We start from the raw sequence: 12,609 nt of genomic DNA on the forward strand, positions 1-12,609 counted from the left end.
GGCTGAGGTGAAGGGCATCAGAACGAAGGTCGCAAGCCCTGCAGCAAGGAGACCAGTTAGCAACTTTTGCAACATGCCAGACGAGCGGCTAGCGCCACGTTTCTTTTGCTTAGGTGGAGCGGGCAGAGCCGGATCGATCTGATCCCACTGCAAGGACATTGATTTTGGACGAGAGAGCATCATAGCCCCTTTGAATTGTTAGATATGAGACGACCCAGCAAGCCGCGTGTTATTGGGAATCTGGTAAGCTGGAACGGGGTTTCTTTCGGCTCTTGGACTAATGTTTGCGCGAGTTGGACATGCCGACGCGCGCATTGGTATCTTCGCCATTTCAGGTGATGAGCAACCTGATCACGTAAGCGACAGTCCCCAGGCAAAAGACGCTGCCGAACCAGATCGCGCTGAACCAGAAAACTTGCTTTAACAGTTTCAATGGTAGCTCTCCTCTGGATCGACCTTTCCGCGGAAAACCCAATACGTGTAGGCGGTGTAGGCCAGGATTATGGGCAACAGAACGACGGCTCCGACCAGAGCAAAGGCCAAACTGCTGTCCGGCGCGGCGGCTTCAGCAATCGAGAGGCGTGGAGGTAGCATATAGGGATAGAAACTGATCCCAATGCCAATGAAGCAGACGACGAACAAGACAATCGCGCAGAAGAAGGGTTGATAGTCTCGCTGTTCCCTCAGGCTGCGATCAAGCATCCAAGCAATGAGAGCAACAACAGCCGGCACACACACAGCGAAAACAATACCTGGCCACGAAAACCATCTGATCAGGTAGATTGGATCTTGGAACGGGGTCAAAAGACTAACGAGGCCAATCAACCCGAGCGTCATGAGCATCAGTGGACGTGCATAGGAACGCATCTGGTGCTGTATTCCGCCCGTTGTATTCATATTGAGCCAGGTCGCGCCCAGCAAGGCATACCCGATCACCAAGGCCACACCCGTCAAGACAGAGAACGGCGTCAGCCAATCCCACTGTCCACCTGCGTACAGCCGATCCTCGACAGGGATACCCTGAACCAGAGCGCCAAGCGCGATGCCTTGGCAGAGGGCGGCTACGGTTGACCCCCCATGAAACGCAACATCCCACAGCCAGCGCCCGCGCACGGTTCGCCAGCGGTATTCGAAGGCAACACCGCGGAAGACAAGCGCAAGAAGCATCACGATAACGGGCAAATAGATAGCGGGCATCACCACGGAATAAGCCATCGGGAAAACAGCAAACAACCCTCCGCCGCCCATGACCAGCCAGGTCTCGTTCCCGTCCCATACAGGCGTGACCGAGTTCATCATGACATCGCGATCTTTGTCGGTTTTCGCGAATGGGAAGAGGATTCCAATTCCAAGATCGAACCCGTCCAAGATCACATAAGTCAGAACAGCAAAGGCGATGATACCTGCCCAGATTGTCGAAAGTTCAAGCATTACGCTGCCTCCGCCAAATTAGAGATTTCAATGGGTTTGTGACTTTTCTGGATATCTTCGACAGGTGGTTTCCCCATTAGGCGCAGCATGTAGAACGTGCCTGCTCCGAAAACGGCGAAATACACGACGATGAAGGCTATCAGAGACGCGGCAACTGTAGGTGCATCCACTTGTGACAGTGAGTCCGACGTCCGCATCAGCCCGTATACCGTGTACGGCTGGCGCCCCACTTCGGTAGTGATCCAACCGGCCAGTACCGCCACGAACCCGCTGGGCGCCAATAGAACGGAAGTCCGGTGCAGCCAGCGATCGTCGTTGAGGCGGCCGCGAACCCGTTGAACAAGCGACCACAGGCCAACGCCCAACATGGCAAAGCCGATAGCGAGCATCACGCGGAAGCTGTAGAAGACGATCGCGACCGGTGGTTCCTCGTCGTCGGGGATAGTGTCCAGCCCTTCAAGCGGGGCATTGGGGTCATGTTTCAGAATCAGCGACGAGAGTTTCGGAATAGCGATGGCATAGTCCACGCGCTTCTCATCCTCGTTTGGAATACCAAAAAGGATCAGTGGGGCACCTTCGGGATGGCTGTCGAAGTGACCCTCCATCGCCATCACTTTCTGCGGCTGATGCTCCAGTGTGTTCAGACCATGAAGGTCGCCGGCGACGATCTGCAGAGGGGTGACCAGAACGGCCATCCACATTGCCATCGAGAACATTCGAGTGACCTCGGCCGTGCGATTGCCGCTTAGCAGGTGCCAGGCCGCAACCCCGGCTACCACAAAAGCAGTGGTGAGATAGGCGGCAAGAACCATGTGTGTCAGGCGGTAGGGAAAAGACGGATTGAAGACAATCGACGACCAGTCAACGGGAATGAACTGCCCCAGTTCGTTGATGTCGAACCCGGCCGGGGTCTGCATCCAGGAGTTGACCGAAAGGATCCACGTAGCCGAAATCAGAGTGCCGAGGGCGACCATCGCCGTGGCCATCATGTGCAAGCTGGGACCGACGCGTTCACGACCAAAGAGCATAATGCCGAGGAAGCCCGCCTCGAGGAAAAAGGCTGTCATGACCTCGTAAGCCATCAAGGGCCCGATTACAGGGCCTGCGATATCCGAGAATGCGCTCCAGTTCGTGCCGAACTGGTACGACATCACGATGCCGGACACGACACCCATCGCAAAGCCAACGGCGAAGATCTTTTTCCAGTAGTTGAAAAGGTTGAGGTAGGCGCGCTCTTTGCGCCAAAGCCAGAGACCGTTTAGGACGGCCAGGTAACTTGCGAGGCCAATGGAAAAGGCCGGGAAGATGATGTGGAACGACACAGTGAAGGCAAACTGGATACGTGCCAGGGTCTCCGCGTCGAAGTTTGTCAACAGGTTCATTGCCGTGTCCTTTGGCATTGGGTTGCAAAGTGCGGCAGTGAACAGAAGTACCTAGACTGCCGGCTCGTCGATGTCATTCAGGTGAGCCAGACTTGGGTTGGTGCCGGTTTCAGTTCGTTTGGGTTCTGGACGGTTGTTTTTGGGTTTTGGACAAAACCGGGGGCGAGATTGGCGACTGAAGTTCGGAACCGCTGCTTCCGCAAACTTGCGACATTTGAGGGTCCAAAACAAAGTTGCCACCCGGCTCGTTTCTCGAGCCGAATGGCAACCTATCAGAAACTGTGCGAGTTCTGTGCGGGATGGTCAGTCAAACTGCGTCTGGATGCTAGCAGCGCATGCTGACCAGTCAGGTCTGTTCGGCTGTGTTTCTCCTATTTCTGTTTCGTTGGCGGTCGAGCTTCAGTCTTTCCAGTCTCTGCGGTCTTCTTTGAAATCGTCACGGCGCTCTTGTGCTTCGTCCCGCGCATCTTCGAAATTGTCCTTCTGGATCGCGCCGCCAACGGCGCCAACCGCAGCACCGGCTGCCGCGCCACCTACGATGCTTTCACCGGCAATACCGGCCACGGTGGCGCCGACAACTGCGCCTTTGATGGCTTTGTCGGTGACGTAATCAGCTTGAGCTGAGGCTGCCATGGTGATCAGAAGCGCGCCTGAGATCGGAGCGATAAAGAGTTTTTTCGAGGTCTTCATAGGGTTCATCCTTGTTCTGGGTTAGCAACTACTGCGGCTGCTGTGTGCCAGTGAACTAGGTGACCCTATGGCACGCTTTCTTTTGGAAGCGGGACAAGGTTTTGTGGATATTGGACATCTTTCGACCCCCGGCGCCAGTCCCTCTAGCGGCCAGCTTTTCGGAATCTGGCAGGCGTTTCACCTGTCCAGCGCTTAAACGCAACCGAAAAGGCGGCCTGATCTGCAAATCCAAGCATGAAGGCAACCCGGGCAACACCCTCTCCACTACGCAGCATCCGCTTGGACAAGTCGCACAACACTCCTTCCAAGAGTGCTTTGAAGCTTGTTCCCTCGGTGGTCAGGTGCCGGGTCATAGTGCGCCGCGTCAGTCCAAGCTCGGCAGCAATATCGTCGCCGTTGGGGATTGGCCCGGGAAGGCGCTCGCTGAGCATGTCCACAATGCGGTCAGACAAGCTTCGAACCGCATCGGGTTGAGCCTTTAATTGCTCTTCTCCGTGCCTTCGTAAATGTCCCAATAAGGTGGGGTCTGCCGTTGGTATCCGAAAACTCATGCCGTTTGGGGGCAAAGCCAAGGCGTATCCGGACTTGAAGCCTAAGACTTCACATCCGGCCAATTCGGCCAGCAGCCGGCAGTGCTCGGCATCGTCCGTTTCTAACTCGATAGAGATCGGGGCAAGCCCGCCAGAGGTGATTTGTTGAACGCGCTTATACAGGCCAAAAATCAGCATTTCGCGGTGGCGAGGGTATTGATGCGCCGGGATAACACTGCTCTCCAGAGTGATCTTTGGCTCATTAGGTGCGCCCACGACGTCCAGGCGCAGATCAGGGTCTTGCATTGCATAAAAGCGCTGCGTCAAAGCCAGCGCGTCTTCCACCGTTTCGGCCGCCCGCACGATGTAAGCCAGAAGGGTACCAGGACCCTGTGCCGACAGCCCCACGCGAGCTGCAAAGGTTTTGTCTTCCAGAACCCGGCACGCAGTTTCGACTGTACCCGCCTCATGAAGCAGCTCGACGGTGGCGTCTGGGCTGCTGCCGATATCAACGGGCACCCCAGCCATCTCCAAGACCTCAGGAAACGGAATGCGCGCTCCGGGTTCTTGCGAATAACGCAGCCCAACGTTTTGCAGTCTGTAAGCGCTGATGCGTGGCATTCTTACGTCCTCCCCTGACTTGCACGCAACTCCCTGCAGTTACTGGAATTGTCCAGAAGCCAATAACAAATGTCCAGAACCCTCAGGATCGCAGGCGCGATGACGGTTAGGTCCCGGTCATCGGAAAGGAAACGACCATGATCTACTTCGCAAGGTACTACCGCGTACTGAAGGCAATCCAAAATTCCGCCAAGCAAGAGTGGTCCGGGGGAAATATCCACGGTCTACACAGTGCGCCACTTGGCGAGAAAACACCGAACGGACGTCGTTGGGATCCACCCTACGCCCCGCAGGAACAGCCCTCAGAAACCACACAACAACCAACCGAGAATTGACGTTCTCAAGACACTTGAAACCTACACGCGCAGCTTGGCTGCGCAACAAAAGGACCTGAAACATGAAACCACCCGCGTTCCTGATGGCGCCCTTAGTTGGCGTCATTTCAACTCCGGCCTTTGCCGCTGGTGGCGATCCCAGATGGTGGGTCGCGCCCAATCAAACCGACACCTATGCATGGGTCGGCTTGGTCGTTCTCGCCCTTGCGATCCTGCTGGTCGTTCACCTCTATGCGCGCTTTGAACGTTACACCGAACACAAATCAATCGGCACTCCGCTGCGTACAACTATTCCGACGATGCTTACAGTAGCTTTGGCGTATGAGCTGATGCCGGCCCTCAGCCACTTCAGCAATCTACTGCCGGGCGCCCTAATCCTGACCGCAATCGCCCGCGACTTTATGTTGTGGTTGCGCCCGTCGAATGAGGAGATGGTGAAATGATCGAACTGCTCGTCACATCCTTTCCGTTTGTACTGCGCGTGATCTATCTGAAGTGGCGCGGGCTACCGGTCACTCTGTACAACGTTCACCGAGCGCTTTTCATGTGGTTCGTCCTGGCACTGATCGTGTTCTTCGCAGTTTTCTACTACTACCCCAAATCTTACACTGGTCTTGTGCCATTCAGAACTGTTCCGGTCGTTGCCGAGAACGGTGGAACAGTAACAGATATCTACGTAAAGGGCGGTGATCGTGTAGAACCGGGCGATCCGCTGTTTGCAGTCGAGAATGCGTCGGAACAAGCAGCAGTAGATTTTGCAACCAGTAAAGTTGAGGAGATAGAAAGCGCGAAACTGGCAGCTGAATTGCAGGTCCAAACTGCTCAGGCCGTGGTGGATGCCGCAGTTACCGCCAGAGAACAGGCTGAGCTGGTGCTGATGGATCACGAGGCACTTCAAGCAAAGGGCTCTGCAGCATTTCAAGTGAGCCAGTTGGAACGCGCCCAAGCTACCTTGAGCACTCGGGAAGCAGAGGTTGAGGCTGCGGAAACGCAACTTGGTGTGGCTCAGGTGCAGGCGACTGCCGTTTTTCCGGCCCAGCTTGCATCAGCACGCGCGTCGCTGAAGCAGGCCCAGGTCGAGCTGTCCAAGACTTTGACACACAGCACTGTCGACGGCGTTGTTGAACAAGTCACCCTGAATGTCGGTTCGCGCGCAGCGCAAGCAGCGATGAGCCCCGCAATGCTGATTGTACCGGATCGGAAAGATGCAGAGAAAGGACGCATCGTTGCTGGTTTCTCGCAGGTTTCTCGCACCGAACTGTACGAGGGAATGGCCGCAGAGGTGGCGTGCGAAAGCAACTTCAACATCTCGATGCGCAATACCGTTCTTCCTGCAAGGATCGTACGTATTCAGGAGCAGATTTCTTCCGGTCAGCTAGCGCCTAGCGGTCGCCTGATTGAGCCCAGTGAAAAGGCGAAACGGGGTCAGATCGTTGTGCATCTCGATCTGGTGCACCCAGAGCACCGCGAACTTTTGGTTCCAGGTAGCGGTTGCATTGTACAATCCTACACCACCAATTTTGAAGGCGAAATGGAAGGAACACTTGTCGCCCACGGGATTCAGGCCATGGGTATCATCAAGGCGGTCGGTCTACGGGTTAAAGCTTGGTTCGGTCTGACTTCGGGTATCGGCTTGATCGGTGGTGGTCACGCCTGACTTTCCAACTCCATCCATTTTCAAAAATTGGGGCTCCCAACAAATGTTGGGAGCCGTTTCGACAATTTGCAGACAGATCGCACGTCAAATAAATGCGAGTTATGTGACGGCTTTCTGCTACACGGCTAACGATTTGATCGTCCGCTCAGGTGATCTCATGCAGGAAAATGACAACCACATACAGTAGCCCGGAATGTCCGTTTCGCCCGCAGAGCAGCCGATCAGTCAAATTTGTCGAGCGTCCGCTCGGAGCCCAATATGGACGTCCGTAATCCAAGTTATCATTTAGCGACTTTTCTATTCGGCCAAATTCCGAGTGAATGCACCAAGAATAGGTTTTTGGTATCTCAGCGGCTGCATTCTCTTTGTTTAGTCAAGTGCGCGCAGGCGTTTTAGAAGCGAAGAGGTATCCCATCGACCGCCTCCTAGCTTTTGAATATCCTTATAGAATTGATCAACCAGCGCGGTTACTGGCAGACTTGCGCCGGTTTCGTTGGCAGTATCAAGACAGATACCTAGATCCTTGCGCATCCAGTCAACTGCAAACCCGTAGTCGAAATGATCTTCGAGCATTGTTTCGTGTCTGTTGTCCATCTGCCAACTACCGGCCGCGCCTTGGCTGATAACTTCTACAACAGAACGTCCATCAAGGCCCGCTTTCTCGGCGAAGTGCAGCGCTTCGCTCAATCCCTGAACCAATCCTGCGATTGCGATTTGGTTGCTCATTTTTGTTAATTGCCCAGCACCGCTCTCGCCGATACGTCGACAGATTTTTGAGTATACTTGCATGATAGGTTCGGCAGCGTCGTATACGGGCTGATCGCCTCCACACATAATCGAAAGAACGCCGTTTTCTGCCCCGGCCTGACCGCCGGAGATTGGCGCATCCAAAAAACCCAGGCTTTGTTCTTTCGCCGCAGTGTAAAGCTCGCGCGTGACCTTGGCAGAGACAGTTGTGTGGTCGACTAGCGTTGCGCTCTGTGACATGCCACCGAATGCGCCGTCTGGCCCAATGCAAACGTTCCGAAGATCATCGTCATTCCCGACGCATGTCATGACGAACTCTGCACCTTCGGCAGCTTCGCGGGGTGTAGCGCGCGCAGAGCCACCATGGTCCGCCACCCACGCATCGGCTTTGGCGGTCGTTCGATTGTAAACCGTAACGTCGTGCCCCGCTGCCTTTAGGTGACCGGCCATTGGGTAACCCATTACGCCTAATCCGAGGAAAGCTAGTTTTGCCATTAAAGTGTCCTCTTCTACAAAAGGTCTCGCGGTGTTTTGCCAGCAAAGAAGGCGTCTAAATTATCCAAGGCGCGAAAGCCCATTGCGTCGCGGGTTTTCGTCGTTGCGCTTCCGATATGCGGCAACATGAAGATGTTCTCGTATGCGGCGAACTTTGGGTTGCCCCGCGGCTCGGTCTTGAAACAATCAAGGCCCGCGGCGGAAAGCTAAGACACAGAGCCGCCCCTTCTTTGGCTGCTTTTGCGGAACCTTCAGCCCCTCTCGTCGCCACAGACGTTCAACCCGACCATCGCTGACAGACCAGCCTGCGTCTCTCAACAAAGCCGCGATCCGCCGATAGCCATAGCGACCGAACTGCCTGGCCAGTGAAATCATGTCGGCAACCAGATGCTCCTCATCCGAACGCCCTTTCGGGACATACCTCTGGGTCGAACGATGTTGCCCCAGTACTCGGCAGGCTCTGCGCTCAGATACTTTGAGCCGGCTCTGGAAATGATCAATGCAGGCGCGACGACCAGCGGGTAAATGCCATGTAGCCGGACTACCAGAAATCGCTGGAGGAAAACGACAAGCAGTACGAAGCACATATCTACACCGGCGTGAACCACGGCTTTCACAAAGACGCTACGCCGCGTTACCATGAGCAGGCCGCTCGTCTTGCCGAAGAGCGCATGGTGGCCTGGTTCCGTACGTACCTCGCTGGCCAGCCAGATCGCGCAGAAATCGCGGTGAATTCCCCGTGTGCTGTGCTTGAATGGCCCCTCCACCTGTATACATATGAGAGATTGCAGAAGTACGTATTTGAAACTGCAGTTGGGAGAGATCGACATGACAACCCCATACCTGACCCGAAGAGCTATCGTTTCAACCGCGGGGGCCGCGCTTCTCATTGGTGCCTCCGGCCTGATCTTGCCAGCACGCGGGCAGTCCGTTGCGGCCACTCCGACGATGCGGGGAGGAGCCAACAATTACCGCCCTGGCGCCCCGATCGTGGAAAGGATCGGCGATGGCGGCTTTTGGACCACTGGAACCGTGCGACGCGCGGGCGACGGTGCGCCCCTTTCCGGCCGGCGCATTCAGGTGTGGGCCCATACGACCGAAGGTCACGAACGGGACGCGCGGTCTCATGGCGCGACGCTCACCGACGCCGACGGCGTATTCCGCATCGAGATGCCACAGATTGTACCCGCCTTCGGTCAGCCGCATGGGCATCTGGCTTACGATGCCGAATACGATGATGGCGGATTCGAGACGGTTTTTTTGCGGCCTGTGATGGAGCGGGCATCGGACACGAGCCTGCATGTTGAGTTCGTTCTGCGTCCTGTCTGATGACCTTGTTGCGCGGCGTGGTCGCATGGGGGGCTCTAGCCTTGGCAATTGCCGTGCCCTTGATCGCCGCAGCGCAAAGCCCGCTTCTGCAATGGCGCGAGCCGCTCTATGTCATTGCCGGATTTTCTGGGATCGTCGGACTGGCGCTTTTGCTTGTTCAGCCTCTTCTAATCACCGGCGTACTTCCGGGGATCCCGGCGCGGCGCATCCATATCTGGACCGGAACGGCGCTGGTTTTCGCGGTAGTTTTACACGTGGCGGGTCTTTGGGTCACGAGCCCGCCGGACGTGGTGGATGTCTTGCTGTTCCGCTCTCCGACTCCGTTTTCCGTCTGGGGTGCGGTGGCAATGTGGGCCCTCTTCGCAACCGCCATTCTTGCTGCCGCGAGAAAGCAACTGGGACTGCGCATCTGGCGCCTCGGCCATAGCGTGGCGGCGGTCGTGATCGTCACGGGCACTGTCGTACACGCGTGGCTAATTCAGGGTGCGATGGAGGACGTGACGAAAGGGGTACTCTGCGTGATTGTTTTGGGGGCAGGAGCATGGGCCCTGTGTCGCCGCCGCGTATGGCGAATGCTTCGCTAACCGCGGCGATAACAGATCGTGCGTAGCGGGCCGTTCGTCCTCCAGCTTCAAGAAAGCCGGTGCAAACAACATTTAGGTAGCTGCGCAATTCCTTTAAATGCATGTCTCAAACGAAAGTTAATGTTCGGCGCGACAAAAGCGCATTTCGTCCGCCTATCAGTCACTCGCGACAAATTCGTGAACGTCTGCCCCGAGCCTAAAGCAGACGTCCGACTTTGGAATGAAGTGATTTAGTTGTACGATGGAATGCGTCAGCAAGTCGGAGGAAGCTGTGCGTCTAAGATTACTACCGGCATTGAGTTTTATATTTGCATCGGTTTGCTGCGGCGCTGCTTCAGCTGGTTCATCCGGAGAGAGAAAGTTCTATTATCCAAACACAGAGCCGCTCGGCGAAGCGGAGATGCGAGTTATCTCGCTGGGAACTGGAACACCTAATTTTCGACATTCCCAAGCGTCAGCGTCGTGGTTGGTTGAACTTGGCAATGGCGACAAGTTCCTCTTCGATGTCGGAACCGGTTCGTTAGCAAATTTAGCCGCATTGGAAATCCCATACACTTATCTCGACAAAGTGTTCATTAGCCACCTGCACGTAGATCATATTGGAGACCTCGATGCACTTTTTGTGGGTGGCTGGGTGTCGAACCGAACGGTTCCGCTGCAGGTTTGGGGACCAAGTGGCTTAAAGCCGGAATACGGGACCGCTGCGGCCATGGATGGCCTCCAGCAAATGTTGGCTTGGGACGTGGCAGGCCGACGCGGGAATATGCCATCGGCAGGTGGACACCTGTCGGTGACAGAGTTCGACTACTCTCAGACACAAGTAGTTTATGAAAGCGATGGTGTTGTCATTCGATCTTGGCCAGCAATCCACGGCATAGACGGTTCAGTGTCCTACAGCTTGGAGTGGAAAGGACTTAAATTCGTCTATTCTGGTGACACCAACCCGAACAAGTGGTTCGTGGAAAACGCTAAAGAAGCTGATCTTGTCATTCACGAATGCTACTTAACGGTCCAACAATTCATCGATATCAAAAACTACGACCCTGAACGCGCCAGACTAGTGGCAACGGTGGTTCACACGCCACCAGACGCGTGCGGAAAACTATTCTCGATGATCGAGCCGCGCCACGCGATTGCATACCATACATTTGCCGATTTCGATATTGCTCCCGACACAATTGCAGCAATTCGAAAGACCTACGACGGCCCGCTCACTTTGGCTCAGGACATGCTTGTTTGGAATGTTTCGGAAGATGCCGTAGGTGTTCGAGAGATCATTGGATCAGACAGTCCATTGCCTGTTGACCCTCCAACTCTTGCGGGCCCACCTGACCCTAACGAAAGAACAGAGTTGTCAGATTGGCTTAATGCAGGTCGCCTAAATCTTAGCGGAGACTAGTCTGCAATGTGCTATGTGAATCTATCGGCTGCTTTGACTGCAAAGTAGACTTTGAGCAGAATTCACTGACTGACCGGTATAAGCCCAATCTGTCTTATGCTACGGAACAGCCGAATGTGCGCTTTTCTCCCAGGCGGCCATCACGGCACGCGCCATCGCAATGACCTTAAGCCAGCGTGGAGTAAACCTCGGCAACTCGCTGAAAGGTCCAGAAGAAGGCGATAGCCGCGCATCCACCGGCTAAGCCCACTCGTAGGGACATCCACAAACTGGAGTTCACGCGTCGACACATTATCAAGGCAGGCCAGAGCGCAAGAATAATGGCGACCTGGCCAAGCTCGACGCCAAGATTGAATGCAAGCAAGCTCTGCCAGATGTTTGGGGATGCAACCTGCAAAATCTTGTGCAACACAAAGCTAAACCCAAGCCCGTGCAAGAGGCCAATCAGCGTTGTCAGAAGCACCATCGTGACCTCAGAGCGCGCGCTGTCCTTAAAACTCATAAACGCTGCGACGGCAGCAAAAATGATAGATAGCGCGATCCCGGTTTCTACGGCAGGAACAAACCACGCGCCCGATGGTATAAACCCGAAAAACCCCAGCGACAGCGTTACGCTATGCCCAACGGTAAAACCGGTTGCACGCAGCAATAGCGCCCTGAGGGTCTGCGCTCCAATGACCAAACACACAACAAACAAAACATGATCCAACCCTTCGAGGATATGTCGTATGCCTTCCCAGACGAAGCTGAGGAATCCTCCATACCCCTTCTTCTGAATCACCAATGGTTCAGTCATCAGACCCCGAGATCGGAAAATCTGAGGTGTGTCTGACGCGTAGTCGAGAATAAGGTTGGCCGTTTGGTCCTGATCCGGCAAGCCGGGGTCTAGCACGCTAGCAATGCTGTACGATTGCACCGGGCCGATAGTGTCATAATACAGGACAAGATCAACAATCGTGTCACCTACATAAAGCGGTGGCGCTAAGGCCGTTTCGGTGTCTACTGCCAGTTGAGCCTCGGCCAAAGTTGCAAATCCGGGCTCATTTCCAACGCGATGCAAGCGAACGGACTTAACAGTTCCTCTTAAGCGCTGATTGTCGACCAACAGATGCAACCCACCTTCAGCGAATTGCCCCAGCCCATTAGGTTCGCTCATGACAGCCTGCAAGTCGACAAAGTGGACCAACTGATCGTCGCTCATGGCATTAGTCGTGAATGGTGCAGCTTTCGGCAAGGCATCACCATTCTGATCACCGACCTTGTCTGCAACCAGATAAGGCATAGGCGTACGGATGTAGACACGCAGACCATCTTCGGAATGCTCGACATGGGAAATTCGAACGTTGAGGTTAAGCAGAAAATGGGCCGAGGCTGACGGCGTCAGTAACAAAAACACACCGACAAACAGA

12 protein-coding genes and 3 pseudogenes are annotated in these 12,609 nt (G+C 55.1%); 6 read left to right on the forward strand and 9 right to left on the reverse strand.

Going from position 1 to position 12,609, the window contains the following annotated elements; all coding sequences use genetic code 11:
• Window positions 1-331: 331 nt before the first annotated feature.
• The 5 genes from ACR0FE_RS18145 to ACR0FE_RS18165 all read right to left on the reverse strand — a co-directional run bounded on the left by ACR0FE_RS18145 (window position 332) and on the right by ACR0FE_RS18165 (window position 4,654).
• Window positions 332-475: a DUF2474 family protein gene (locus tag ACR0FE_RS18145; RefSeq protein ID WP_170613848.1), complete on the reverse strand. Its 144-nt coding sequence runs from the start codon at window positions 473-475 to the stop codon at window positions 332-334.
• Window positions 430-1,431, reverse strand: a complete 1,002-nt coding sequence (cydB, locus tag ACR0FE_RS18150) for a cytochrome d ubiquinol oxidase subunit II (RefSeq protein ID WP_480914427.1) — start codon at window positions 1,429-1,431, stop codon at window positions 430-432. Before cydB ends, ACR0FE_RS18145 begins: the two co-directional genes overlap by 46 nt.
• Window positions 1,431-2,813 (reverse strand): cytochrome ubiquinol oxidase subunit I, encoded by a 1,383-nt coding sequence (locus tag ACR0FE_RS18155; protein WP_480914429.1) that lies wholly within the window; start codon window positions 2,811-2,813, stop codon window positions 1,431-1,433. Before ACR0FE_RS18155 ends, cydB begins: the two co-directional genes overlap by 1 nt.
• A gap of 399 nt (window positions 2,814-3,212) precedes the next feature.
• The gene (locus ACR0FE_RS18160; protein WP_170613852.1) at window positions 3,213-3,503 is read right to left on the reverse strand and encodes a hypothetical protein; all 291 of its coding nucleotides are present in this window, start codon (window positions 3,501-3,503) and stop codon (window positions 3,213-3,215) included.
• A 143-nt stretch (window positions 3,504-3,646) separates the two neighbouring features.
• Window positions 3,647-4,654, reverse strand: coding sequence for a helix-turn-helix domain-containing protein (locus ACR0FE_RS18165; protein ID WP_480914431.1), 1,008 nt, complete (start codon window positions 4,652-4,654; stop codon window positions 3,647-3,649).
• A 397-nt stretch (window positions 4,655-5,051) separates the two neighbouring features.
• On the opposite strand from ACR0FE_RS18165, the gene ACR0FE_RS18170 reads away from it, so the two are divergent.
• Window positions 5,052-5,432: a hypothetical protein gene (locus ACR0FE_RS18170; protein ID WP_480914433.1), complete on the forward strand. Its 381-nt coding sequence runs from the start codon at window positions 5,052-5,054 to the stop codon at window positions 5,430-5,432.
• On the forward strand, window positions 5,429-6,646 hold the full coding sequence (locus tag ACR0FE_RS18175; protein WP_170613854.1) for an HlyD family secretion protein: 1,218 nt from the start codon (window positions 5,429-5,431) through the stop codon (window positions 6,644-6,646). The genes ACR0FE_RS18170 and ACR0FE_RS18175 overlap by 4 nt, the downstream gene beginning before the upstream one ends.
• A 369-nt stretch (window positions 6,647-7,015) precedes the next feature.
• Here ACR0FE_RS18175 and ACR0FE_RS18180 read toward each other — a convergent pair whose 3' ends face one another.
• The 3 genes and pseudogenes from ACR0FE_RS18180 to ACR0FE_RS18190 all read right to left on the reverse strand — a co-directional run.
• Window positions 7,016-7,888, reverse strand: coding sequence for an NAD(P)-dependent oxidoreductase (locus tag ACR0FE_RS18180; RefSeq protein ID WP_480914435.1), 873 nt, complete (start codon window positions 7,886-7,888; stop codon window positions 7,016-7,018).
• A gap of 14 nt (window positions 7,889-7,902) precedes the next feature.
• Window positions 7,903-8,094 (reverse strand): annotated as a pseudogene (locus ACR0FE_RS18185) (D-glycerate dehydrogenase); the annotation flags it as partial.
• Window positions 8,095-8,104: 10 nt separating this feature from the next.
• A pseudogene (locus tag ACR0FE_RS18190) lies at window positions 8,105-8,410 on the reverse strand (IS3 family transposase); the annotation flags it as partial.
• A gap of 32 nt (window positions 8,411-8,442) precedes the next feature.
• Here ACR0FE_RS18190 and ACR0FE_RS18195 point away from each other — a divergent pair.
• The 4 genes and pseudogenes from ACR0FE_RS18195 to gntH all read left to right on the forward strand — a co-directional run.
• Window positions 8,443-8,574: pseudogene (locus ACR0FE_RS18195) on the forward strand (dienelactone hydrolase family protein); the annotation flags it as partial.
• A gap of 142 nt (window positions 8,575-8,716) precedes the next feature.
• Window positions 8,717-9,217, forward strand: a complete 501-nt coding sequence (locus ACR0FE_RS18200) for a twin-arginine translocation pathway signal (protein WP_480914437.1) — start codon at window positions 8,717-8,719, stop codon at window positions 9,215-9,217.
• Complete coding sequence (locus ACR0FE_RS18205) at window positions 9,217-9,801, forward strand: ferric reductase-like transmembrane domain-containing protein (protein WP_480914439.1); 585 nt, start codon at window positions 9,217-9,219, stop codon at window positions 9,799-9,801. The genes ACR0FE_RS18200 and ACR0FE_RS18205 overlap by 1 nt, the downstream gene beginning before the upstream one ends.
• A 295-nt stretch (window positions 9,802-10,096) precedes the next feature.
• Window positions 10,097-11,200 carry a guanitoxin biosynthesis MBL fold metallo-hydrolase GntH gene (gene gntH / locus ACR0FE_RS18210; protein WP_480914441.1) on the forward strand — a complete coding sequence of 368 codons (1,104 nt, stop codon included), beginning with the start codon at window positions 10,097-10,099 and terminating at the stop codon, window positions 11,198-11,200.
• A gap of 166 nt (window positions 11,201-11,366) precedes the next feature.
• Here the strand turns inward: gntH and ACR0FE_RS18215 are convergent, their stop codons facing one another.
• On the reverse strand, window positions 11,367-12,596 hold the full coding sequence (locus ACR0FE_RS18215; RefSeq protein ID WP_480593967.1) for a HupE/UreJ family protein: 1,230 nt from the start codon (window positions 12,594-12,596) through the stop codon (window positions 11,367-11,369).
• Between the last annotated feature and the right edge of the window lie 13 nt (window positions 12,597-12,609).

Source organism: Ruegeria sp. K7 (genome assembly GCF_056531785.1).